Genomic DNA, 24922 nt, shown 5'->3' with positions numbered 1-24922 from the left:
CGTCCGGCGCCAGGGGCCTCGTCCCGCCGGGCCCGCGGGCGGCTCCCTAGACTTGTGGACGTGGTGCTCCTCGGCAGGGCCGCCGAGCAGGAGACGGTCTCCCGCCTCCTCGCCTCCGCGCGTCTCGGCCGCGGTGGCGCGCTGGTCGTCACGGGGGAGCCGGGGATCGGCAAGACCGCGCTCCTGGCCGACGCCGTCGCGACCTCTGTCGGCGGCGACGGGGTCACGCGGGTGCTCGAGGTGACGCCTGCGGAGGTGGAGCGGGACCTGCCGTTCGCGGCGCTCCACGCGCTGCTGCTGCCCGCCCTGCCGCTGCTCGACGACATCCCCGGCCCGCAGGCCGTCGAGCTGGGGGCAGCGCTCAGCCTCCGTCCCGGCGACGGGAGGGACCGGTTCGCCATCGGCGCGGCGACCCTGAGCCTGCTCAGCCGGTATGCCGAGGACGGCCCGGTCGTCGTCGTCCTGGACGACGTGCACTGGGCGGACCGGCCGTCGGTCGACGCGCTGGCCTTCGCCGCGCGCCGCGTGCGCGACGACCCCGTCGCGGTGCTCGTCGCGGGACGCAGCGGCGAGCTCCCGGAGCCCGTGCGCGACCTGCCCGCGCTCGACCTCGCCGGCATCGCACCGGACGCCGCCGCGCGGCTGCTCTCCGCGGCGTTCCCGTCCGGGCCGTCGCGCGCGCTCGACGACCTCTACCGGGAGACCGGCGGGAACCCCCTCGCCCTGCTCGAGCTCGCGGCTGAACCGCTGGACGACCCGACCGCGGGCGACGCCGCGGCGGGGTTCCCGCACACCCTCCCCGAGCGGCTCCAGAGGTCCTTCGCGCGGCGGCTGGACGCCCTGTCGACGGCCGACCGGACCGTCGCGCTCGTGGCGGCGCTCGCCGGGGGCGACCTCCGGCTCACCCGCGCCGCGTGCCGTCGGCTCGACCTCGACCCCACCGGTCTCGACGGTGCCGCGAGGGCGGGCCTGCTCACGGTCGAGGGCGAGCGCATCACGTTCCGCCACCCGCTGCTGCGCTCGGTGGTCTACGGTGCCGCCGACCAGGAGGTGCGCCGCCGGGTGCACGGCAGCCTCGCCGCCGAGCTCGCGTCCGTGGACGCCGACCGGCACGCGTGGCACCTGGCCGCCGCCACGACCCGGCTCGACGAGGACGTCGCGACCCTCCTCGAGGAGCTCGGCGACAGGGCGGCGGCACGCACGGCGTTCACCGTCGCGTCGACCGCCCTCGAGCGCGCCGCCCGGCTGAGCCCGACGACCGGTGCGGCGCGGACGCGGCTCGTCGCGTCCGCACGCGCTGCCGCGTCAGGGGGCCTTCCCGACCGGGCGCTGGCGCTCCTGGACGAGGCCGAACCGCCGAGCGGTCCTCTCACCGCGCACGGAGCGGAGCTGCGCGCCACCCTCGCGATGCGCTCGGGCTCGGCGCGCGTCGGCCTCGACCTGCTCGAGCGGGCGGCCGACCTCGCCACCGTCGACGACCGTGTCCTGCTCCTCGCGGAGGCGAGCCGCGCGTGCATGTACCTCGTCGACACGGTCGCCCTGCGTCGCGTCGAGGCACGGCTGGTCGCGTCCCTGCCCGACACGACGGATCCCGTGGCCCGGGCCGTCGGGCTGGCGTCGTCCGGGGCGTCGGGCGTCCTCCTCGGTCGGGACAGCACGTCGCGACTCCGTGCCGCCGTCGCGCTGCTGGCCGAGCACGTCGACCCCCTCGCGCACCCCGCCGCGCTGCCCTGGCTCATGCTGGCGCCGCTGTTCCTGCGCGACGCCGTCGACGGCGCGCCGCTGCGCGCCCTGGTGGACCAGGTCCGCACGCGCGTGGGCGTGGGCGTGCTGCCCGACGTGCTCTTCCACGTGGCCCGGGACCAGGCGACGTCGAACGCCTGGGAGCGGGCGGCGGCCAACTACGACGAGGCCGCACGGCTGGCCCGGGAGACCGGCCAGGGCGGGGAGCTCGCCATGGCGCTCGCAGGACTCACCTGGCTCGAGTCGCGCGCCGGGCGGAGCGCGGCGTGCCGGCAGCACGCGGCGGACGCGTCGGCGCTCTGCCGTGAGCGGTCGATGCTCTTCGGCGAGATCTGGTGCGAGCTCGCGCTCGGCGACCTCGCGCTGTCGGAGGGCAGGCCGGACGAGGCGGCGGACCGGCTCACGGTGCTCGCCGCGCGGCTCGAGGAGCTGGGTGTGGGCGATCCCGACCTGCACCCCGGGCCGGAGCTGGTCGACGCCCTGGAACGGACGGGGAGGTCCGCGGCGGCCCGGGCTGTCGCCGCACGGTTCGCGGCCTCCGCCACGGCCAGCGGGCGACCCTGGACGCGCGCCCGCGCCGACCGGGCGCTCGGGCTCGTCGCCGCCGAGGGCGAGTTCGAGGCGCACTTCGCGTCGGCCCTCGCCCGTCACGCGCGGACCCGGGACGTCTTCGAGCGCGCCCGGACGCAGCTCGCCTACGGGATGCGGCTGCGCCGGGCCGGGCGTCGCGTCGACGCCCGGCTGCTCCTGCGGGACGCACTGGGCACGTTCGACGCCCTCGGGGCGGTCGTCTGGGCGGCCAGCACGCGGGTCGAGCTCGAGGCGACCGGCGAGAGGGTCGCCGCACGGGAGGGGGTGGGACCCGGGGCACTCACCCCCCAGGAGCTGCAGGTCTGCCTGCTCCTCACGGAGGGACGGACGACGCGCGAGGCGGCGGCGGCCCTGTTCCTCAGCCCCAAGACGATCGAGTACCACCTGCGCAAGGTGTACACGCGGCTCGGCATCCACTCCCGGGAGGAGCTCGCCGACGTGCTCCGGGGAGCGGACCCGCCGACCGCATAGTCTGTGCCGGTGGACGGACCAGAGCCCCGAGCCCCCCGCAGGCCCGCACGCCAGGACGCGCCCGGGCGCACCAAGGGCTGGGTGATCGGTCGCGTCTCGGGTGCCCCCGTCATCCTCACGCCGTCGTGGTTCCTGGCTGCCGCGATCCTCACCGTGCTGTTCGCGCCGACGGTCGAGAACCTCGCGCCCCACCTCGGCGGCGAGCGGTTCCTCGTGTCCTTCGCCTTCGTCCTGCTGCTGTTCGGGTCGGTCTTCCTGCACGAGGTCGCGCACGCGCTCGTCGCCCGCGCCCGGGGCCAGCACGTGACCGAGCTCGCGGTGACGCTGTGGGGCGGGCACACCGCGTACTCCGGGACGTCGGCCCGTCCGCTCGACGGGTTCCTCATCTCGGTCGTCGGCCCGCTGACGAACCTCGCGCTCGCGGTCGTGTTCTGGCTCACCTTCCAGACGATGGACGTCTTCTCCGTCCCCGCCCTGCTGCTGTACGCGGGCGCGTTCTCCAACGCGTTCGTCGGGTTCTTCAACCTCCTGCCCGGGCTCCCGCTCGACGGCGGGCAGATCCTGGAGTCCGCCGTGTGGGCGGCGACCGGCTCGCGGACCACGGGCACGGTCGCCGCGGGCTGGGTCGGCCGCGCCGTCGCCGTGGGCGTCGTCGCGTGGGCGCTGCTGTGGCCGCTGTCGGTCGGCCGGCAGCCCTCCCTCTGGACCGTCGCGTGGGCGGCCCTCATCGGCGCCTTCCTCTGGTCCGGCGCGGGGCAGGCGATCGCGGCCGGGCGGACGCGCGAGGCGGTCTCGGGCCTGTCGGTGCGGGGCCTCGCGCGGCCTGCCGTCCCCGTGGGCACGGCCGCGTCGGTCGCGGCGGCCGGTCGTGCCGTGGCGCTCGCGGGCGGCCCGCACGTGCTGGCCGTCCTCGTCGACGACGGTGGCCGGTCCGTCGGGTACGTCGACCCGGCCGCGGCCGCCGCGGTCCCGCCCGACGCCGCCGAGACGACGCCCGTCGGCGCGGTCGCCGTGCCGCTGCCGCCCGGCGCCGCCGTCGACGCCGGCCTCGCCGGGCAGGAGATGCTCGCCGCGCTCGCCCGCGCGGGGCGGCAGGCGGCCGTCGTCCCCGTGACCGACGGCGGCCGCGTCGTCGGGGTGCTCGAGGTCGCCCGGGTCGTCACCGCGCTCCGCGACGCACGTCGGCGCTGAGCCCGTCCGCCACGGTTCGTGCGGCTCGCGCAGGGCCGAGCTCGCCGGGCCGCGCAGGCGGCCCCGTAGGATGGTCGCCCGTGACCGACGAGCCCACCGCCACCCCGCCCGGCCAGCCCTCCGCCCCCGAGACCGCGGACGGCCCAGCGCGCCCCGGCACGACGGGTGCCGACCAGCGGCGTGGCCCGCTGCGCGTGGGGGACAAGGTGCAGCTCACGGACCCCCGGGGCCGTCTGCACACGATCACGCTCGCGCCGGGAGCCACGTTCCACACGCACAAGGGCTACCTCCGGCACGACGACCTCATCGGAGCCCCTGAGGGCTCGGTCGTCCGCAACACCGCGGAGATCGAGTACCTCGCGCTGCGCCCGCTGCTGTCCGACTACGTGCTCTCCATGCCGCGCGGCGCCGCGGTGGTCTACCCCAAGGACGCCGGGCAGATCGTCGCGATGGCCGACGTCTTCCCCGGTGCGCGCGTGATCGAGGCGGGCGTGGGCTCCGGCGCGCTGACCATGTCGCTCCTGCGCGCCGTCGGCGACGCGGGCGACCTCCACTCGATCGAGCGCCGCGAGGACTTCGCGGCGATCGCGCGCGGCAACGTCGAGAACTTCTTCGGCGGCGAGCACCCCGCGTGGACGCTCTCCGTGGGTGACCTCGCCGACGTCCTGCCGACCGTCGCTCCCGACGGCACGGTGGACCGCGTGGTGCTCGACATGCTCGCCCCGTGGGAGAACCTCGACGTCGTGGCGCGCGCCCTCGTGCCCGGCGGCGTGCTCGTCTGCTACGTCGCGACCACCACGCAGCTGTCCCGGCTCGCCGAGGACCTGCGTTCCGACGGCCGCTACGCCGAGCCGGTCGCGTGGGAGTCGATGGTCCGGGGCTGGCACCTCGAAGGGCTCGCGGTGCGCCCGCAGCACCGCATGATCGGGCACACCGGCTTCCTCCTCACCGCGCGGCGTCTCGCCGACGGCGTCGCGCCGCCGGAGCGCAGGCGCCGGCCCGCGAAGGGCGCGTACCCGACCGACGCGGAGCAGTGGTCGCCCGAGGAGCTCGGGGAGCGACCCGTGTCGGAGAAGAAGATCCGCCGGGTGCGGCGCGACGTCGGGCAGGCACCCGGGGCGGACGCCCCGGAGGCCGCCTCGGAGACCACGTCGGGGGCCGTGTCGGAGGCCGCGACGGGCGTCGTCCGAGAGGCCCCGGACGACGTGTCGGGCGCGTGACGTTCCGGTAACGATCGGCACCGCGTCGTCTCACGGTGGGTGTCGTCCGTGTACGCGGACCAGAATTGTGCCTAAGGTCTAGAACCCGATCGCCGGTGGTGGCCGACCACGGCAGGTCGCGGCTCACGCCGCGGGCCTCCCGGCCGCCGTGCGGCGACCGGGGGAGCCGCCGGCGAGAGGGGAACACCCGATGAGCGAGACATTCGGCCGCAGCGACGAGAGCGCGCCCAGCGGCGCGCGAGAGCTCGCACTGCTCTCCGCGAAGAACGAGAGGCTCGCCGAGGCGTTGCGCGCCGCGCGGGACCAGATCCTCGACCTCAAGCGCCAGATCGACGACCTGGCCAAGCCCCCGGGCACGTACGCCGTGTTCCTCGCGGCGCACGCGGACGGCTCCGTCGACGTGTCCGCGTCCGGTCGCAAGATGCACGTGGGCGCGAGCCCGAGCCTCGACGTCGAGCGCCTGCGCCCCGGCCAGGAGGTCAAGCTCAACGAGGCCATGACGGTCGTCGCCGCCGGTGGCTACGAGCGCACCGGCGAGATCGTCACGGTCAAGGAGATCCTCGACGCCGACCGCGCGCTCGTCGTCGGGCGTGCCGACGAGGAACGCGTCGTGCGCCTCGCGGGCTCCGTCGCGCACACGGCGCTGCGTGTCGGCGACTCCCTGACGATCGACACCCGCTCGGGCTTCGTGTTCGAGGTCATCCCGAAGTCCGAGGTCGAGGAGCTCGTCCTCGAGGAGGTGCCGGACATCCGGTACGAGGACATCGGAGGCCTCGGGCCGCAGATCGAGCAGATCCGCGACGCCGTCGAGCTGCCGTTCACGCACCCCGACCTGTTCCGCGAGCACGGTCTGCGCCCGCCGAAGGGCGTCCTGCTCTACGGTCCGCCCGGCTGCGGCAAGACGCTCATCGCCAAGGCCGTCGCGAACTCGCTCGCCCACACCGTCGCGCGCTCACGCGGCGAGGACGTCGAGCCCGGCACGGCGAAGAGCTTCTTCCTCAACGTCAAGGGGCCCGAGCTCCTCAACAAGTACGTCGGCGAGACCGAGCGGCACATCCGGCTGATCTTCGCCCGGGCGCGCGAGAAGGCGTCCCAGGGAACACCCGTGGTCGTGTTCTTCGACGAGATGGAGTCGCTCTTCCGCACGCGCGGCACGGGCCTCTCGTCGGACGTCGAGACGACGATCGTGCCCCAGCTCCTGTCCGAGATCGACGGCGTCGAGCGCCTCGACAACGTCATCGTCATCGGCGCCTCGAACCGCGAGGACATGATCGACCCGGCGATCCTGCGGCCCGGACGCCTCGACGTGAAGATCAAGATCGAGCGGCCCGACGCCGAGGGCGCGAAGGAGATCTTCGCGAAGTACCTCACCGACGACCTGCCGATCCACGCGGCGGACCTCGCCGAGCACGGCGGCGACGAGCGCGAGGTGCTCGACGCGATGATCCGCTCCGTCGTCGAGCGCATGTACTCCGAGGACGAGGAGAACCAGTTCCTCGAGGTCACCTACGCGAGCGGCGACAAGGAGATCCTCTACTTCAAGGACTTCAACTCCGGCGCGATGATCCAGAACGTCGTCGACCGCGCGAAGAAGTCCGCGATCAAGGACCTCCTCGCGACCGGGCAGCGCGGCATCCGCGTCGACCACCTCCTCTCGGCGTGCGTCGACGAGTTCAAGGAGAACGAGGACCTGCCGAACACCACCAACCCCGACGACTGGGCGCGCATCAGCGGCAAGAAGGGCGAGCGCATCGTCTTCATCCGCACGATCGTCCAGAAGAAGGGCGAGGGCGGCTCCCCGCGCACCATCGACACCGTCACGAACACCGGCCAGTACCTGTAGGACGTCGCGGGTTCGCGGTTCGCGGGGTGCGCCGGGACGTGGCACTCCGGGGCGGCCGTGCCGGGTCTACCATCCGCGGTGCTCGTTCCTCGCACCGCTCCCGCCAGGGCCCACCTCGACCCGGCACGGCCGCCTCTCCGGCCACGCCCCGGCGCCGTCCCGTACAGACGTCACCACGCGCGGTGGTGACCGGCCGGCTGGCACGGGGCCGGTCGACTGCGGCGCGCCGTCGGACGAGCGGGCGTGACGGCGTGACGGCGACGGGCACTGCCTGAGGCGGCGAACCGACGGACGAGCGGGCGGCGTCTGGCGAGGCCCGCCCTGGTGAGCCGACGGACGAGCGGGTGGGGCGACGTCGGATGCGAAGGGCGTCAAGGCCGCGCTCCTCGGACGGACAGCCGGCCGGCCGTGGTGACGGCGCGGCCAGCCCGAGCACCGACGGCGCGCCACCCATGGACACGGGCGACGCGTCGTCGCAGGTGCGGCTTAGGGTGGGCGCGTGAGCGTTCGACGGGTCATGGGGATCGAGACCGAGTACGGCGTGCTGCAGCCGGGCCAGCCCCTGGCGAACCCGATGCTCATGTCGAGCCAGGTCGTCACGACGTACCGGGCGCTCGCCGCGCGCAGCGACGGCGCGCGGGGCCGGGCGCGGTGGGACTACGACGACGAGGACCCGCTGCAGGACGCGCGGGGGTTCCACGTGCCGCGCGCGTCGGCGCACCCGTCCCTGCTCACGGACGACCCGGCCGCGCCGGCGCCGTCGGGGCCGGTCGCGGGGGACGGGGTCGACGAGACCGACGCCTCGTTCCAGGAGGTCGCGCGGCCCACGACGGAGGAGTACGACGACCCGAGCGCGGCGAACGTCATCCTGACGAACGGCGCGCGGCTGTACGTGGACCACGCGCACCCGGAGTACTCGTCGCCCGAGGTCACGGTGCCGCACGACGTGGTGTGCTGGGACGTCGCGGGGGAGCGCGTGATGCTGGCGGCGTCGCGCGAGCTGGCGAACGCGCCGGGTGCCCCGGTGGTGCTCTACAAGAACAACGTCGACGGCAAGGGCGCGAGCTACGGCACGCACGAGAACTACCTCGTGGACCGCGCGGTGCCGTTCGGCGTGATCGTCGAGGTCCTCACGCCGTTCCTCGTCTCGCGACAGGTGTTCGCCGGGTCGGGGCGGGTGGGGCTCGGTCCCACGGGCGACGGGGACGGGTTCCAGGTCTCGCAGCGCGCGGACTACGTCGAGGCCGAGGTGGGGCTGGAGACGACGCTGCGGCGCCCGATCGTCAACACGCGCGACGAGCCGCACGCGGACCGGCAGCGGTGGCGGCGGCTGCACCTCATCGTCGGCGACGCGAACCTCTTCGAGACGGCGACGTACCTCAAGACGGGCACGACGTCGCTCGTCCTGTTCGTCGTCGAGCATCTCGAGGAGCTCGGCACCGCGGTGCGTTCCCGCCTCGCGGGCCTGCGGCTCGCCGACCCGGTGGGCGACGTGCAGCGTGTGAGCCGCGACCTCGACCTGACGCAGGGGCTGCGGCTCGCGGACGGCCGGACGCTCACCGCGCTGGAGATCCAGCGCGAGTACCTCGAGGTCGCCGCGGAGGCGTCGCGCCGGTTCGCGGGCGAGCGCGGCCTCGACGACCCGACGAGCGACGTCCTGGAGCGCTGGGAGTCCGTCCTGACGCGCCTCGCGACCGACCGGGAGTCGTGCGCGCGCGACGTCGAGTGGGTCGCGAAGCTCCGTCTGCTCGACCGGCTGCGCGAGCGCGACGGTCTCGACTGGGGCCACTCGCGGCTCGCGGCGCTGGACCTGCAGTGGTCCGACGTGCGGCCGGAGCGCGGGATCTACCACCGGCTGCTCGCGGCCGGTGCGGTCGACCGGGTCGTCACGGAGCGCGATGTGGGAGCGGCGGTGCACCACGCGCCGGAGGACACGCGCGCGTACTTCCGCGGCGAGGTCATGGCGCGGTTCGGGGACCAGGTGTCGGCGGCGAGCTGGGACTCGGTGATCTTCGACGTGCCGGGCTCGCCGTCGCTGCAGCGCGTCCCGATGATGGATCCGCTGCGGGGGAGCCGCGCCCACATCGGCGCGCTGCTCGACGCGAGCCCCGACGCGGCGTCCCTCCTGGCGGGTCTCGCGGCACCGGGGTGACGGTCAGGAACTAGGCTGGACGCACGACGGCGCCCCGCACGGGGCGTCGCGTGCGAGCAGGAACCGTCCGCGGCCGAGGTCGCGGACGGGTCGGACGACGAGCGCCGGTCACGACCGGCGGACGAGGAGGCCACCATGGCGGGTACGGAGCGCACCCACGCGTCGCACGAGGAGCGTCGTCCGGACGACGAGCCGGACGCCCCGGAGGTCCCCACCGCGCCGCAGGCGCAGTCGCGCGACGCCGAGGTGGACGCCCTCCTGGAGGAGATCGACGAGGTCCTGGAGACGAACGCGGAGTCCTTCGTCCGGGGCTTCGTGCAGAAGGGCGGCGAGTAGGAAGGGTGGCCGACCGCTGATGAGCACCCACCGGTCCGACCGCCTGCCCGGGCGGCTCCCCGACACGTTCACGACCCCCGGGTCGTCGTCGTTCCTCGACTTCCTCTCCGGTCACGCCCCGGACCTGCTGCCGTCGCACCGCGCGGCGTCGCACGCGGGCTCCGGCGCGGCACCCGCGGCGCCGCACGCCACGACGATCGTGGCGTGCACGTTCGGGGCCGACGGCGCGGGCGGCGTCGTGATGGCCGGTGACCGGCGCGCGACGATGGGCTCGATGATCGCGCACCGAGAGATCGAGAAGGTCTTCCCGGCGGACGAGTTCTCCGCCGTCGGCATCGCCGGCACGGCGGGCCTCGCGGTCGAGCTCGTGCGCCTGTTCCAGCTCGAGCTCGAGCACTACGAGAAGATCGAGGGCACGCTGCTGTCGCTCGACGGCAAGGCGAACCGGCTCTCGACGATGATCCGGCAGAACCTCGGCATGGCGATGCAGGGCCTCGCCGTGGTGCCGCTGTTCGCGGGCTTCGACCTCGACCGCGGGCAGGGCCGGATCTTCTCCTACGACGTCACGGGCGGGCGCTACGAGGAGCGCGACCACCACAGCGTCGGCTCCGGGTCGGTGTTCGCGCGCGGCGCGCTGAAGAAGCTGTGGCGGCCGGGCCTGGACCGGGACGCGGTCGTGCGCGTCGCCGTCGAGTCGCTGTACGACGCCGCGGACGACGACTCCGCGACGGGCGGCCCCGACACGGTGCGACGGATCTGGCCGGTCGTCGCCGTGGTGACGGGGGCCGGCTACGCGCGGGTCCCGGAGACCGAGCTCGAGGCTGTCGTCGAGGAGATCGTGGCCGAGCGTCGCGGGCTCGCCGGTGGCGGTCGCGGCGCGGCCGAGCAGGGAGGTGACCTCGCATGACGATGCCGTTCTACGTCTCGCCCGAGCAGCTCATGAAGGACCGGGCGGACTTCGCGCGCAAGGGCATCGCCCGGGGTCGCTCCGTCGTCGTGCTCGCGTACGAGGACGGGATCGCGTTCGCGACGGAGAACCCGTCGCGCGCGCTGCACAAGATCTCGGAGATCTACGACCGGATCGCGTTCGCGGCGGTCGGCAAGTACAACGAGTTCGAGAACCTGCGGGTCGCGGGTGTGCGGTACGCCGACCTGCGCGGCTACTCCTACGACCGGACGGACGTCAACGCGCGGGGTCTGGCGAACGCGTACGCCCAGACGCTCGGCACGGTGTTCACCACGGAGTCCAAGCCGCTCGAGGTCGAGCTCGTCGTCGCGGAGGTGGGGCCGACGTCCGCGCAGGACCAGATCTACCGCCTCTCGTACGACGGCTCCGTGGCCGACGAGCAGGGCCACGTCGTCATGGGCGGGCAGTCGGAGCAGCTGGGTCGCATCCTCGACGACGCGTGGCAGCCCGGGCTGTCGCTCGGCGAGGTGCTGCGGCTCGCGGTGCGGGCCCTGGGCTCGGGCGGCGAGGGCGAGCCGGTGCGCGAGATCGCGGCGAACCAGCTCGAGGTCGCGGTGCTCGACCGCACCCGACCGCGCCGCGCGTTCCGCCGCCTGTCCGGGACGGTGCTCGACGGCCTGCTGCAGGCGCCGCCCGGCGAGCCCCCGGCGACGGGCGACGACGCCGAACCCGCGCCCGGCGCGACGAGCGAGGGGTAGGACGGCATGGACCGCAGGATCTTCGGGCTCGAGACCGAGTACGGCGTGACGTGCGCGTCGGACGACGGTCGCGGGCTGTCCGCCGACGAGGTCGCGCGCTACCTGTTCCGCAAGGTCGTCGCGTGGGGACGCTCGTCGAACGTGTTCCTGCGCAACGGCTCGCGTCTGTACCTCGACGTGGGCTCGCACCCCGAGTACGCGACCGCGGAGTGCGACGACGTGCGCCAGCTCGTCGCCTACGACCGCGGCGGGGAGCGGATCCTCGAGGGCCTCGTCGCCGACGCGCAGCAGCGCCTCGAGCACGAGGGGCTGCCCGGTCGCATCCACCTGTTCAAGAACAACACGGACTCGGCGGGCAACTCCTACGGGTGCCACGAGAACTACCTCGTGCGCCGCCAGGGCGACTTCGCGCGGCTGTCGGACGTGCTCGTGCCGTTCCTCATCACGCGGCAGGTGCTCACCGGGGCCGGCAAGGTGCTCTCCACCCCGCGGGGCGCGGTCTACTGCCTGTCGCAGCGCGCCGACCACATCTGGGAGGCCGTGTCGAGCGCGACCACGCGCTCGCGGCCCATCATCAACACGCGCGACGAGCCGCATGCCGACGCGGAGAGCTACCGACGGCTGCACGTCATCGTGGGCGACTCGTCGATGGCGGAGACGACGACCATGCTCAAGGTCGGCACGACCGACCTCATCCTGCGCATGATCGAGGCCGGCGTACCGATGCGGGACCTCGCGCTGGAGAACCCGATCCGCGCGATCCGCGAGATCAGCCACGACATGACGGGCAAGCAGCCCGTCCAGCTCGCGAGCGGGCGCACGGTCACGGCGATCGACCTGCAGGGCGAGTACCTGCAGCGGGTCAAGGAGTTCGTGGAGGCGGGCGTCTCCCCGACGCCGGTCGTCAAGCAGGTCCTCGACTTGTGGGAGCGCGGGCTGCGCGCGCTCGAGTCGGGCGACCTCTCGCTCGTCGACCGCGAGCTCGACTGGGTCATCAAGTACCGGCTCATCCAGCGCTACCAGGCCAAGCACGGCCTCGAGCTCGACGACCCGCGCATCGCCCGGCTCGACCTGGCCTACCACGACATCTCGCGCACCGAGGGCCTGTACAACCTCCTCGCGGCGCGCGGGATGGTCGAGCGCATCACGACCGACCTCGAGGTCTTCGAGTCGACCGCGGTCCCGCCGCAGACGACCCGCGCCAAGCTGCGCGGCGACTTCGTGCGCGCCGCACAGGAGGCCCGCCGCGACTACACGGTCGACTGGGTGCACCTCAAGCTCAACGACCAGGCGCAGCGCACGGTGCTGTGCAAGGACCCCTTCCGCAGCGTCGACGAGCGCGTGGAACGACTCATCGAGTCGATGTGACGTGCGGGGCGTGATGTGAGGACGGTGGTTCCGGCGGTCGTGCGGCCCTTCGCGGGGACGGCACGGCCGGTACGACGGCGCGTGCGCGGAGCGTTCGCGACCGGGCTGGTGGTCGCCGCCACCCTCCTGCTGGGGGCGTGCGAGGAGCCCGGGGACACGCCGTCGACGCCGGCGAACACCGCGCTCGAGGTGACCGGCTCCGCGGGGTCGCCCCCCACGCTCGACTACACACCCCCGCTCGACGTGCCGGAGGTGCGCTCCGAGGTGGTGTGGCCGGGGACCGGACGCGAGCTCGTGGACGGCGACCCGGTGCTCCTCAACCTCTACGCGCAGGACGCGCGGGACGCGACGGTGCTGCAGAACACCTACGCCGACGCGCCGCAGTGGCTCACGCTCGACGACTCCTCCGTGGGCAGCGAGCTCGCCGACGAGCTGCGCGGGCAGCGCGTCGGGGCGCGCCTGCTGCACGTCGAGGAGGACGACGGCGTCCCCGTCGTCCTCGTGGTCGACGTGCTGCCGACCCGGGCGGACGGGGAGGCCGTCGCGCCCGCGGCCGCCGAGGGCGTACCGACGGTGACGCTCGGCGAGGACGGCGCCCCGACGATCACGATCCCGCCGGACGCCGCCCCGCCGGGCGACCTCGGGATCCGGCCGCTGATCCGCGGCGACGGACGTCAGGTCGAGGCGGGCCAGGTCGTCACGGTCCGCTTCACGGGGGTGCGCTGGTCGGACGGCGAGGTGTTCGACACCTCGTGGGCGCCGGACGCGGCCCCGTCGTCCGTGATGATCGGCCTCGGCGAGGTGATCGAGGGCTGGGAGCAGGGGCTGCTCGAGCAGTCCGTGGGCAGCCAGGTCATGCTCGTCGTCCCGCCGGAGCTCGGCTACGAGGGCACCGCGAGCCCGCTCGCCGGCGAGACGCTCGTGTACGTCGTCGACATCCTCGACGCGCACTTCCCCGTGACGGCGGAGGAGGCGGCGGGCGGGGCCGATCCTGCCGCGCCCGACCAGACCGGCGAGGCGCCGGCCGACCAAGGAGAGACCTCATGACCGTCGCGATCCGCGTGATCCCGTGCCTCGACGTCGACGCGGGACGCGTCGTCAAGGGCGTGAACTTCGAGAACCTGCGCGACGCGGGCGACCCCGTCGAGCTCGCGTCCCGCTACGACCGCGAGGGCGCGGACGAGGTGACGTTCCTCGACGTCTCGGCGTCCTCCGGCAACCGCGAGACGACGTACGACGTCGTGCGTCGCACCGCCGAGCAGGTGTTCGTGCCGCTCACGGTGGGCGGCGGCGTGCGTGCGGTCGACGACGTCGACCGGCTCCTGCGCGCGGGGGCCGACAAGGTCGGGGTGAACACGGCCGCGATCGCGCGTCCCGAGCTCATCGCCGAGATCGCCGACCGGTTCGGCAGCCAGGTGCTCGTGCTGTCGGTCGACGCGCGCCGCACCACCGGGGACGCGCGCACGGACTCGGGGTACGAGGTGACGACCCACGGCGGGCGACGCGGCACGGGCATCGACGCGGTCGGCTGGGCCGCGCGCGCGGCCGAGCTCGGGGCGGGCGAGATCCTGCTCAACTCGATGGACGCGGACGGGACGACGTCGGGCTTCGACCTCGAGATGTTCGCCGCGGTGCGGCGCGAGGTCCGCGTACCGCTCATCGCGAGCGGGGGAGCCGGTACCACCGAGCACTTCGTCGAGGCGGCGCGGGCGGGGGCGGACGCGGTCCTCGCCGCGAGCGTCTTCCACTTCGGCGCGCTCACCGTCGGGCAGGTGAAGGACGCGCTGCGCGACGCAGGCATCGAGGTGCGCTGAGCCGGGCACGCGCCGGATGACGGCGAGGTGCGGGCGTGCCGGTAGCGGCCGGACCGGCGCACCGGGCTCGGGCAGGACCGATTCCTCGTGAGAGGATCGTAGGATCCCGAACGAAAGACGAGGTACGTCCCGTGCCCGGCAGCACGACGCGCCCGAACGGTGCCGACGCCCAGCCCTCCGTCCCTGACTCCCTCCCCGCGGAACCGCGGGTCCGTCGCCCCCACGGCCTCACCGGGTCGCGCGTGCGCCGCTCGCTCGCCCTCATGGGCCGTGGCCTGCGCGACGAGCCGCGCACGTACGTCCTCGCGATCGGCTCGTCCGCGGTCTTCGGCGCGCTGACGGTCGGCGTGAGCGCCGCGATCGGCACCGTCACCGACGAGGTCGTCGTGCCGGCGCTCGCGGGTGACGAGGCCGCGCGGGACCGCATCTGGATCGCGGGCCTCGTGCTCGCGGGCATCGCCGTCTCCCTCGCGGCGAGCGTCGCCGCGCGGCGCATCTTCGCCGGGAACGGGTACGCCGCGCTCCAGGCCCGCCACCGCACGGCCGTGACGCGGCAGTACCTGCGGCTGCCCATGTCGTGGCACCGCGCGCACCCGGCCGGGCAGCTCCTGTCGAACGCGAGCTCCGACGTCGAGGCCGCGACCGGGGTCTTCAACCCGCTGCCCTTCGCGCTCGGCGTCGTCGTGATGATCGGGGTCGCCGCGGTCATGCTGTTCCGCGTCGACGTGTGGCTGGCGTGCGCCGCGCTCGTCGTCATCCCGGTGGCCGTCGCCGTGAACGTCGTCTTCCAGCGCTACATGTCGCCCGCGATCACGCGCGCCCAGCAGCTGCGCGCGGAAGTGGCCGACGTCGCGCACGAGAGCTTCGAGGCGGCCCTGCTCGTCACGTCGCTCGGCACCGCGGACCGCGAGGAGCGCCGCTTCGCGGAGCGCACCGACGCCCTGCGCGGCGCGAACGTCCGCGTGGGCGTCGTGCGGGCCTTCTTCGACCCGGTCATCGAGCTGCTGCCGTCCCTCGGCACGCTCCTCGTGCTCGGGGTGGGCACCGTGCGCCTCGCGGCGGGCGGCGTCCAGGCGGGCGAGATCGTCACGGCGGCGTACCTCCTGACCATCATGGCCGTCCCGGTGCGCGCCTTCGGCTGGGTCCTCGGCGAGCTGCCGCGCGGCCTCGTCGGGTACGAGCGCATCAGCCGCGTCGTCGACGCCGGGACGGGGCTCGTCCCGGGCGCGCGGACCCTCGCCGGCGCGGGCGGGGTCCGGGTGCGGTTCGAGGACGTGGGCGTCGACGTCCGCCCCGGCGGCCGTCCGGTCACGCTGCTCGACGGGATCGACCTCGACCTCGCGCCCGGCAGCACGGTCGCGGTCGTGGGCTCGACGGGCGCGGGCAAGACGACCCTCGTGTCCCTCCTCGCGCGCCTGTCCGACCCCACGCGGGGCCGGGTCACGCTCGACGGCACCGACGTGCGTGAGGTCCGGCAGTCCGACCTCACCGCGCAGGTCGCGCTCGTCGCGCAGCAGGCGTTCGTGTTCGAGGACACCGTGCGCTCGAACGTCACCCTCGCCGACGAGGGCACCGGTCCCGACGACGACCAGGTCTGGGACGCGCTGCGGCTCGCGCGCGTCGACGACGTGATCGAGCGGCTGCCCGGCGGGCTCGACGCCCCCCTCGGCGAGCGGGGCGCGAACCTCTCCGGCGGACAGCGCCAACGGCTCGCCATCGCCCGCGCCCTCGTCCGGCGCCCGCGTCTGCTCGTGCTCGACGACGCCACGTCAGCCGTCGACCCGCGCGTCGAGCAGCAGATCCTCGCCGGGCTGCGGGACGAGGGCCGGGACCGGCCGACGGTCGTCATGGTCGCGTACCGCATGGCGAGCGTGGCGCTCGCGGACGTCGTCGTGCACGTCGGGTCGGGACGCGTGGTCGACGTCGGGACGCACGAGGAGCTGCTCGCGCGCGACCCCGGGTACCGCGAGCTCGCGACCGCCTACGCGCGCGAGGCGGAACGGCGCGCCGCGGACGAGCAGGACGCCGCGGACGACGAGATCCGTCGGCACGAGGAGCAGGCCGCCGACGAGACGGCCGAACCCTCGACGGGGGACCCGGACCGGCGCGAGGGCTGGCGTGAGGACGAGGCGGACGACGTCGTGCGTCGGACCGAGGCAGGGGCGCTGGAGGAATGACGACCACGACGGCCCAGGACCCGGGCACGACCACGCGCGCGACCGCCGACTCGCGCATCGCCTCGGCGAGCTCGCTCGGCGTGCTCGCGACGCTGCGCCGCGGCGTCCAGGTCTCGCCGCAGATCCTCGACGGGCTCTGGATCACCCTCGGCCTCGCGGTCGCGGCGGCGCTCGGCCGCGTGGTCGTGCCCGTGACCGTCCAGCAGACGATCGACACCGGGATCCTCGCCGACGGCGGGCCCGACACGGCACGCGTCGGGATGCTCGTCGGCGCGGCCGCGGCGGTGCTCGTGGTCGCGGGCCTGTGCTCGGCGCTCGTCAACGTCCGGCTCTTCCGGTCGACGGAGGCAGGGCTCGCGCACCTGCGCGTGCGCGCCTTCCGCCACGTCCACGACCTGTCGGTCCTCACGCAGAACACCGAGCGCCGCGGCTCGCTCGTCTCCCGCGTGACGAGCGACGTCGACACCATCTCGCTGTTCGTGCAGTGGGGCGGCATCATGCTGCTCGTCTCCGTGCTGCAGATCGGCGTCGCGACGGTGCTCATGGCGATCTACTCGTGGCAGCTCACGCTCGTCGTGTGGGCCTGCTTCGTGCCCCTCTTCCTCGTGCTGCGTCCCGCGCAGCGGCGCGTCAACGACGCCTACACGACCGTGCGGGCGCGCGTCGGCGCGATGCTCGGCGCGATCTCCGAGTCCGTGGTCGGCGCCGAGACCATCCGGGCCTACGGCGCGGGCGCGCGCACCGCGCGGCGGATCGACTCCGCCGTCGACGGCACGCGCCGGGCGATGGTCCGCGCGCAGAAGCTCGTCGCGGTGGTCTTCTCCAGCGGCGTCCTCGTCGCGAACCTCGTCCTGGCCGTCGTCGTGGTCGTCGGGTCGCTCCTGGGCGTCGCGGGCGACATCTCCGTGGGCCGGCTCCTCGCGTTCCTCTTCCTCGTCCAGCTCTTCACGGGGCCGGTCCAGATGGCGACCGAGATCCTCAACGAGCTGCAGAACGCCGTGGCGGGCTGGCGGCGCGTGCTCGCGGTCCTGGAGACCCCGGTCGAGGTCGTCGACCCGGGCGAGGACGGCGTCACGAGTCCGCGCGGACCGGCGCACGTGCGCCTCGAGGGCGTGCGGTTCGCGTACCCCGACGGCCCGGAGGTGCTGCACGGGGTCGACCTCGACCTGCCGGCCCGCGCCTCGGTCGCGGTGGTCGGCGCGACCGGGTCGGGCAAGACGACGATCGCGAAGCTCGTCACGCGGCTCATGGACCCCACCGCCGGCCGGGTGCTGCTCGACGGGGTCGACCTGCGCGAGCTCCGCACCGCGAGCCTCCGCGAGCGCGTCGTGCTCGTCCCGCAGGAGGGCTTCCTCTTCGACGGCACGCTCGCCGACAACGTGGCCTACGGCCTGCGGGGCGACGTGGGCGACCCCGCGGCGGGCACGCCGGAGCGCGGACAGATCGAGGCGGCGGTCGAACGGCTCGGTCTCGCCGACTGGGTCGCGGACCTGCCCGACGGCCTCGACACCGAGGTCGGCCAGCGCGGGGAGTCGTTGTCGGCGGGGGAGCGTCAGCTCGTCGCACTTCTGCGCGCGTACCTCGCGGAGGCCGACCTGCTCGTCCTCGACGAGGCGACGTCCGCCGTCGACCCCGCGACCGAGGTGCGGATCGCGCGCGCCCTCGCGTCGCTCACGGCGGGGCGGTCGACGCTCACGATCGCGCACCGCCTGTCCACGGCCGAGGCCGCCGACCTCGTCGTCGTGGTCGACGCCGGGCACGTCGTCGAGCTCGGGCACCACGACGAGCTCGTGCGCGCCGGCGGCGTCTACGCGCACATGCACGACGCGTGGGTCTCGCAGACGCGGTGACCGGTCCCACGTCCGTCCGGGGCGAGACACGCGGCCCGGCGAGGCGCGGCGTCTGGCAGGATTCTCGGGTGCCCGACGACACGCGCCCGCCCGCGCCGACCACCTCCCTCGACCCCGACGTCGCGGCGCGCCTCAAGCGCGACGACGCCGGCCTGGTCGCCGCGATCGTCCAGCAGCACGACACCGGCGAGGTGCTCATGCTCGGCTGGATGGACGACGAGGCGCTGCACCGCACGCTCACGAGCGGACGCGTGACGTTCTGGAGCCGATCGCGGCAGGAGTACTGGCGCAAGGGCGACACGTCCGGGCACGTGCAGGTCGTGCGCTCCGTCGCGCTCGACTGCGACGGCGACGCGCTGCTCGTGCGGGTCCACCAGGTCGGCGCCGCGTGCCACACGGGCACCCGCACCTGCTTCGAGGCCGGGGGAGACCTCGGCGCGGTCGTCGGGGAGCTCCCCGACGCGGTCGCCGGGACCGCCCCCGCCGCTGCAGGACGCACGACCGACCCCGCGACCGATCCCGAGGAGGAGAACCAGTGAACGCGACCGCGCAGGCCGAGCCCACCACCGTCCCGGCAGGCGGACCGGCGTGGGGCGAGACCTGGCCGGTCGCCGCAGGTTTCCGCGCCCTCGCGTCGACGCGCCGCGTCGTGCCGGTGGTCCGCCGCCTCCTGGCCGACGACGTCACTCCCGTCGGGCTGTACCGCACCCTCGCGCAGGGCCGGCCGGGCACGTTCGTGCTCGAGTCCGCCGAGTCCGACGGCACGTGGGGGCGCTGGTCGTTCGTCGGCGCCGCGTCGCGCGCGACCCTGACGTCGCGCGACGGCCGCGCCGTGTGGTCCGGGGACGTGCCTGTCGGCATCCCGACCGAGGGCGACGTCGTCGAGGTCCTCGACGCGACGCTCGAGGCGCTGCGCACGCCGCCCGTCGACGGCCTCCCGCCGCTCACCGGGGGCCTCGCGGGCGCGATCGGCTGGGACGTCATCCGGCACTGGGAGCCCACGCTGCCCGCCGCGGCGCCCGACGAGCTCGGGGTGCCCGAGCTGACGCTGTGCCTCGCGACGGACGTCGCCGCGGTCGACCACCGCGAGGGCAGCGTGTGGCTCGTCGCGAACGCGATCAACTTCGACGACACCGACGAGCGCGTCGACGAGGCCTACGCGGACGCCGTCGCGCGGCTCGACGCGATGCAGGCGCGGCTCGTCGCCGGCGGCTCGCACGTCGTGTCGGTCGGTGCCGACGTGCCCGAGCCCCAGCTCGAGTTCCGCTCGACGCGCGAGGAGTTCGAGGCGTCGGTCGTCGCGGGCAAGGACGCGATCCGGGAGGGCGAGGTCTTCCAGGTCGTGCTCTCCCAGCGCCTCGACCTCGACTGCCCCGCGGAGCCGCTCGACGTGTACCGCGCGCTGCGGACCATCAACCCCAGCCCGTACATGTACTACTTCCAGCTCACCGACCCCGACGGGCGGGAGTTCGCCGTCGTCGGGTCGAGCCCGGAGACGCTCGTCAAGGTGACCGCCGGCCGGGTCGTGACGTTCCCCATCGCGGGGTCGCGACCCCGGGGCGCGACGCCCGAGGAGGACGTGGCGCTCGGCGAGGAGCTCCTCGAGGACCCGAAGGAGCGCGCCGAGCACATCATGCTCGTCGACCTGTCGCGCAACGACCTCGTCAAGGTGTGCGAGCCGACGTCCGTCGAGGTCGTGGAGTTCATGGCGACCAAGCGGTTCAGCCACATCATGCACCTGTGCTCGACCGTCGTGGGCACCCTGCGCGACGGCGCGACGGCGCTCGACGCGTTCCGCGCGACGTTCCCGGCCGGCACGCTCTCGGGCGCGCCCAAGCCGCGCGCGATCGCGCTGATCGACGAGCTCGAGCCCGCGCGCCGCGGGATCTACGGCGGCACGGCCGGCTACTTCGACTTCGCGGGCGACATGGACATGGCGATCGCGATCCGCACCGCGCTCATCCGCGACGGGCGCGCGAGCGTCCAGGCCGGCGGTGGGATCGTGGCCGACTCGGTCCCGGCGCTGGAGTACGCGGAGTCGCGGAACAAGGCCGCGGCCGCCGTCCGGGCCGTCCAGGTCGCCGCACGGCTGCGGGGCCTGTGATGAGTACTGACGCCACGTCGGGCGCGCGGAGGCCGTCGCGTCGTGCGGCGATCTGGCTGCTCCTGCTGCTCGGGGGCGCGACGCTCGCCGCGTCCGCCGTCACGTGGTCGACCACGACGGGGGCGACCGCGCTCGACCCCGTCGTGGAGGTCTCGGTGAACGGGACCACCGCGGCCCCCGGCGTCGGCGCCGCCGCTCTCGTCCTCGTGGCCGCCGGGCTCGCGCTCGGGCTGGTCGGCCGCGTCGGGCGGTGGGTCGTGCTCGCCGTCGCGGCGGCCAGCGGCGCGGTCACCACCGCCGCGGCGCTCGGCGTCGCGCTCGACCCCGAGCCGAGCGCGCGCTCCGCCGTCGCCGAGGCGACCGGGGTCACCGAGCTCACGTCGGCCGTCTCGCTCACACCGGCGCCGTGGGTCGCGGCCGCGCTCGGCGTGCTGACCGTCCTGGCGGTGGCGTGGGTCGCCGTCGGCTCGCGCGGGTGGCAGCAGGCCTCGACGCGGCACGAGCGCGACGCCTCCGCGACCGGCGGCCCGGCGCGAGGCGACGCCGGGGGCGCGACCGTGGGCCCGACGGCGGCGCGCCCGGGCACGGGCACCCACGACCCGGCGCGGACCCCGCGGGACGACGACCTCACCGACCACGACGCCTGGGACGCGCTGTCCCGGGGCGAGGACCCCACCGACCGCTGACCCCCAGAACCCGTCCCCACGACCCGGCCGAGGGCCCGCCGCACCGCGCGGCGCCGAGGACGGGTCCGATAGTCTGGCTGCACATCATGACGAAAGGCACGACCCCCATGGCCGAGAACCAGAAGACGACCGAGATCGCCTACCTCCCGCCCGCGGCACCGCCCACCAACCACGGGCACACCGTCGCCGCGTGGACCACGATGATCGGCATCATGACCGGTGCGCTCGTCGCCGCGGTCGGCGTCGTGCTCCCTGCGGTCTCGGACGTCTCCTCCGCCGTCTGGCTCTTCTGGGTCGGCATGGGCGTCGTCGCGCTGAGCCTCGTGGCCGGTGTCGTGCTCCGGAACATGGGCTACGGGCAGAAGTCCGTCTCGCGGTGACCCAGCCGCCGGTCAGCGGACAGCCGGAGGGCGAGAGCGCTCCGGCGACGCCGTACCCCGGCGCTGCTCCGTACCCGGGCGCTGGTCCGTACTCCGCCAGTGGCCCGTACCCCGCGGCTGCTCCGTACCCCGGACCCGGCCCGTACCCGCCGGCCCTCCCGCAGAACGGTCGCGCGGTGTGGTCGCTCGTCCTCGGCATCGCGTCGTTCGTCCTGAGCTGCGGGCTGCTGACGGGCATCCCCGCGATCATCCTCGGCACGCAGGCGAGGCGGGCGGTCGCGAACGGCCAGGCTGACAACGGCGGCCTGGCCACTGCGGGCATCGTGCTCGGCTGGGTCGCCGTCGGGCTCTCCGTCGTCGCGATCGCCCTGGCCGCGATCCTGTTCCCCGCACTGCTCGCCTGGGTCGGGTCGATCCCGGACCAGCAGTGAGCGAGCCGTCGTCCCGGAGCGGGACGCTCCCGAGCGGCGTGCCGGTCGGCGGACCGCCCGAGCCGGAGCCCGAGCACCGCGTTCGCGGGCCGCGGGGTGCGGCGGCGCCGCTCGCGACCGGCGCCGCGGTCGCGGCGGGCGTCGCGTACGTCGGGCTCGTCGACCCGAACCGGCCCGGCCACTTCCTCACGTGCCCCCTGCTCGCGCTGACGGGCCTCGCGTGCCCGGGGTGCGGAGGGCTCCGCGCGACGCACGACCTGGTCCACCTCGACGTCGCCGGCGCCTGGTCGATGAACCCGCTCTGGGTGCTCGTCGCACCGCTGCTCGTGGGCCTGTGGTCGGTGTGGCTCGTCCGTGCGTGGAAGGGCCGACCGGGTCCGAGCCTGCCGCCCTCCGTGGCGTGGACAGGCCTCGTCGTGCTCGTCGCGTTCGGCGTCCTGCGCAACGTCCCGGGGCTCGCCGAGTGGCTCGGGCCCAGCCCCTCCTGAGGGCTCCGGCGCACGTCTCGCGGGGTGGGCCGTGGTCATCGTCACTCGGGCACGGCTCTACGATGGCAGATACCTCCGTGTCAACGGGCTGACTCGTACCTGTGGACGAGCCCGTTCGGGTCGACCGACGACGGAGGCCGAGGGGACGAGCACGGGGAGTGATGGGGCGATGACGGTACTCGACGACATCGTCGCCGGGGTGCGCGAGGATCTCGCGGCACGCCAGGCGACGACCTCGCTGGACGACCTCAAGGAGCGTGCGTCACGCGTGCCGGGCGCGCTCGAGTGCGTGAGCCGCCTGAAGGCGGACCACGCCGTCGCGATCATCGCCGAGGTGAAGCGCTCGAGCCCGAGCAAGGGCGTGCTCGCCTCGATCGCCGACCCCGCCGAGCTCGCCGGCGAGTACGAGAAGGGCGGCGCGTCCGCGATCTCCGTGCTCACCGAGCAGCGTCGGTTCAACGGCAGCCTCGCAGACCTGGACGCCGTCCGCGCGCGCGTCGACGTGCCCGTGCTGCGCAAGGACTTCGTCGTGACGCCCTACCAGGTGTGGGAGGCGCGCGCCCACGGCGCGGACATCGTGCTCCTCATCGTCGCCGCGCTCGAGCAGACGGTGCTCACGTCGCTCGTGGAGCGGGTGCACTCGCTCGGCATGACAGCTCTCGTCGAGGTCCACACGCTCGACGAGGTGGGGCGCGCGCTCGACGCCGGCGCCCGCGTCGTCGGTGTGAACTCGCGCGACCTCAAGACGCTCGACGTCGACCGCACCACCTTCGCGCGCCTCGCGCCCGCCATCCCCGACGAGGTCGTGCGCGTCGCCGAGTCGGGTGTGCGCGGACCGCACGACGTCATGGACTACGCGCGGTCCGGGGCCCACGCCGTGCTCGTCGGGGAGGCGCTCGTCACGGACGACGCCCCGCGCGCGTCCGTCGCGGACCTCGTGGCGGCCGGTGCGCACCCGTCCCTGTGGTCCGTGCGGCCCTGAGGCGTCGACCGTCCCCGACCGTCACGCAGCAGGTGCCGCGCCCCGGCCCCCACCCCGTCTCCCGCAGGAGGTCCGGCCCCGTGCCCGACTCGACACCCACCACCCCTGAGACTGCCGACACCGCCTCGGTGCGCGCCGAGCTCACCCGCTCGCTCGCGAACCAGGAAGGCCCGTACTTCGGTGCCTTCGGCGGACGCTTCGTCCCCGAGGCGCTCATCGCCGCCCTCGACGAGCTCGAGACCGAGTACCGCAAGGCGCTCGACGACCCGGCGTTCGTCAACGAGCTCGCGCGCCTGCAGCGCGAGTACACCGGTCGGCCCAGCCCGCTCACGGAGGTCGCTCGCTTCGCCGAGCACGTCGGCGGTGCCCCGGGCGCCGTCCGGATGTTCCTCAAGCGCGAGGACCTCAACCACACCGGCTCGCACAAGATCAACAACGTGCTCGGCCAGGCGCTCCTCGTGAAGCGCATGGGCAAGACGCGCGTCATCGCCGAGACCGGGGCGGGCCAGCACGGCGTCGCGACGGCGACGGCCGCGGCGCTGCTCGACCTCGAGTGCGTCGTCTACATGGGCGAGGAGGACACGCGGCGCCAGGCGCTCAACGTCGCCCGCATGCGGCTCCTGGGCGCCGAGGTCGTCCCCGTGACGATCGGGCAGCGCACCCTGAAGGACGCGATCAACGAGGCGCTGCGCGACTGGGTCGCGAACGTCGAGTCCACGCACTACCTCCTGGGCACCGTGACCGGGCCCCACCCCTTCCCCGAGATGGTGCGCGAGTTCCACCGCGTCATCGGCGAGGAGGCGCGCACCCAGGTCCTCGACCGGATCGGCCGCCTCCCGGACGCCGTCGCGGCGTGCGTCGGCGGAGGTTCCAACGCGCTCGGCATCTTCAACGCGTTCCTCGACGACGACGGCGTCGAGCTGTTCGGGTTCGAGGCGGGCGGCGAGGGCGTCGAGACCGGCCGGCACGCCGCCCGGTTCAGCGGCGGCGTCCCCGGCGTGCTGCACGGCGCTCGCTCCTACCTCCTCCAGGACGAGGACGGGCAGACGCTGCCCAGCCACTCGGTCTCCGCCGGGCTCGACTACCCGAGCGTCGGTCCCGCGCACGCGTGGCTGCACGACCTCGGGCGGGCGACCTACCAGCCCGTGACGGACGCCGAGGCGATGGAGGCGTTCCGCCTGCTGTGCCGCACGGAGGGCATCATCCCGGCGATCGAGTCGGCGCACGCCCTCGCCGGCGCGCTGCGCGTGGGCCGCGACGCCGTCGCGGCAGGTCGCGAGGACTACGTGGTCCTCGTCAACCTCTCGGGCCGGGGGGACAAGGACGTGGCGACCGCCGCACGGTGGTTCGACCTCGTGGACGACGACGCGATCGCCGAGACGGCGACGGGTACGGAGGGACAGCTGTGAACGGCGTGCAGGAGGCCCGTG

Annotated in this window: 21 protein-coding genes; all 21 read left to right on the top strand. The window is 74.6% G+C overall.

Annotation, left to right across the window (positions count from 1 at the left end):
• Positions 1-60: 60 nt before the first annotated feature.
• Positions 61-2805, top strand: a complete 2745-nt coding sequence (locus tag NFS20_RS07945; protein ID WP_251151181.1) for an ATP-binding protein — start codon at positions 61-63, stop codon at positions 2803-2805.
• A 9-nt stretch (positions 2806-2814) separates the two neighbouring features.
• Positions 2815-3996: a site-2 protease family protein gene (locus NFS20_RS07940; protein ID WP_251151180.1), complete on the top strand. Its 1182-nt coding sequence runs from the start codon at positions 2815-2817 to the stop codon at positions 3994-3996.
• Positions 3997-4076: 80 nt separating this feature from the next.
• Complete coding sequence (locus NFS20_RS07935) at positions 4077-5216, top strand: tRNA (adenine-N1)-methyltransferase (RefSeq protein WP_502800793.1); 1140 nt, start codon at positions 4077-4079, stop codon at positions 5214-5216.
• Between the two features lie 190 nt (positions 5217-5406).
• On the top strand, positions 5407-7059 hold the full coding sequence (gene arc / locus NFS20_RS07930; RefSeq protein ID WP_251151179.1) for a proteasome ATPase: 1653 nt from the start codon (positions 5407-5409) through the stop codon (positions 7057-7059).
• Positions 7060-7576: 517 nt separating this feature from the next.
• Entirely contained in the window at positions 7577-9211 is a 1635-nt protein-coding gene (gene dop / locus NFS20_RS07925) for a depupylase/deamidase Dop (protein WP_251151262.1), read from the top strand.
• Positions 9212-9346: 135 nt separating this feature from the next.
• Positions 9347-9547, top strand: coding sequence for a ubiquitin-like protein Pup (locus tag NFS20_RS07920; protein WP_251151178.1), 201 nt, complete (start codon positions 9347-9349; stop codon positions 9545-9547).
• A 19-nt stretch (positions 9548-9566) separates the two neighbouring features.
• Positions 9567-10454, top strand: coding sequence for a proteasome subunit beta (prcB, locus tag NFS20_RS07915; protein ID WP_251151177.1), 888 nt, complete (start codon positions 9567-9569; stop codon positions 10452-10454).
• Positions 10451-11212, top strand: coding sequence for a proteasome subunit alpha (gene prcA, locus NFS20_RS07910; protein WP_251151176.1), 762 nt, complete (start codon positions 10451-10453; stop codon positions 11210-11212). The genes prcB and prcA overlap by 4 nt, the downstream gene beginning before the upstream one ends.
• A 6-nt stretch (positions 11213-11218) precedes the next feature.
• Positions 11219-12580: a Pup--protein ligase gene (pafA, locus tag NFS20_RS07905; RefSeq protein WP_251151175.1), complete on the top strand. Its 1362-nt coding sequence runs from the start codon at positions 11219-11221 to the stop codon at positions 12578-12580.
• 81 nt (positions 12581-12661) lie between these two features.
• Positions 12662-13627 carry an FKBP-type peptidyl-prolyl cis-trans isomerase gene (locus NFS20_RS07900; protein ID WP_251151174.1) on the top strand — a complete coding sequence of 322 codons (966 nt, stop codon included), beginning with the start codon at positions 12662-12664 and terminating at the stop codon, positions 13625-13627.
• Positions 13624-14394, top strand: a complete 771-nt coding sequence (gene hisF / locus NFS20_RS07895; protein WP_251151173.1) for an imidazole glycerol phosphate synthase subunit HisF — start codon at positions 13624-13626, stop codon at positions 14392-14394. The genes NFS20_RS07900 and hisF overlap by 4 nt, the downstream gene beginning before the upstream one ends.
• A 263-nt stretch (positions 14395-14657) precedes the next feature.
• Positions 14658-16571 carry an ABC transporter ATP-binding protein gene (locus NFS20_RS07890; RefSeq protein WP_251151261.1) on the top strand — a complete coding sequence of 638 codons (1914 nt, stop codon included), beginning with the start codon at positions 14658-14660 and terminating at the stop codon, positions 16569-16571.
• Entirely contained in the window at positions 16568-18421 is a 1854-nt protein-coding gene (locus NFS20_RS07885; protein WP_251151172.1) for an ABC transporter ATP-binding protein, read from the top strand. The genes NFS20_RS07890 and NFS20_RS07885 overlap by 4 nt, the downstream gene beginning before the upstream one ends.
• 68 nt (positions 18422-18489) lie before the next feature.
• A complete protein-coding gene (gene hisI, locus NFS20_RS07880) occupies positions 18490-18960 on the top strand; it encodes a phosphoribosyl-AMP cyclohydrolase (protein ID WP_251151171.1) in 471 nt (156 codons plus the stop codon).
• On the top strand, positions 18957-20525 hold the full coding sequence (locus tag NFS20_RS07875) for an anthranilate synthase component I (protein WP_251151170.1): 1569 nt from the start codon (positions 18957-18959) through the stop codon (positions 20523-20525). The genes hisI and NFS20_RS07875 overlap by 4 nt, the downstream gene beginning before the upstream one ends.
• Positions 20525-21211, top strand: a complete 687-nt coding sequence (locus tag NFS20_RS07870; protein ID WP_251151169.1) for a Trp biosynthesis-associated membrane protein — start codon at positions 20525-20527, stop codon at positions 21209-21211. Before NFS20_RS07875 ends, NFS20_RS07870 begins: the two co-directional genes overlap by 1 nt.
• A gap of 86 nt (positions 21212-21297) precedes the next feature.
• Positions 21298-21591 carry an HGxxPAAW family protein gene (locus tag NFS20_RS07865; RefSeq protein WP_251151168.1) on the top strand — a complete coding sequence of 98 codons (294 nt, stop codon included), beginning with the start codon at positions 21298-21300 and terminating at the stop codon, positions 21589-21591.
• Between the two features lie 176 nt (positions 21592-21767).
• Positions 21768-22022 (top strand): DUF4190 domain-containing protein, encoded by a 255-nt coding sequence (locus NFS20_RS07860; protein WP_251151167.1) that lies wholly within the window; start codon positions 21768-21770, stop codon positions 22020-22022.
• Positions 22019-22510, top strand: a complete 492-nt coding sequence (locus tag NFS20_RS07855) for a DUF2752 domain-containing protein (protein WP_251151166.1) — start codon at positions 22019-22021, stop codon at positions 22508-22510. The genes NFS20_RS07860 and NFS20_RS07855 overlap by 4 nt, the downstream gene beginning before the upstream one ends.
• A 169-nt stretch (positions 22511-22679) precedes the next feature.
• Positions 22680-23492 (top strand): indole-3-glycerol phosphate synthase TrpC, encoded by an 813-nt coding sequence (trpC, locus tag NFS20_RS07850; RefSeq protein WP_251151165.1) that lies wholly within the window; start codon positions 22680-22682, stop codon positions 23490-23492.
• A gap of 128 nt (positions 23493-23620) precedes the next feature.
• Complete coding sequence (trpB, locus tag NFS20_RS07845; protein WP_251151260.1) at positions 23621-24901, top strand: tryptophan synthase subunit beta; 1281 nt, start codon at positions 23621-23623, stop codon at positions 24899-24901.
• Positions 24902-24922: the final 21 nt, after the last annotated feature.

It is taken from the genome of Cellulosimicrobium sp. Marseille-Q4280, from assembly GCF_943181405.1.
Lineage (GTDB): Bacteria > Actinomycetota > Actinomycetes > Actinomycetales > Cellulomonadaceae > Cellulosimicrobium.
Note: the sequence above shows the minus strand (reverse complement) of the source record. Positions and strands in the feature narration are given on the sequence as shown.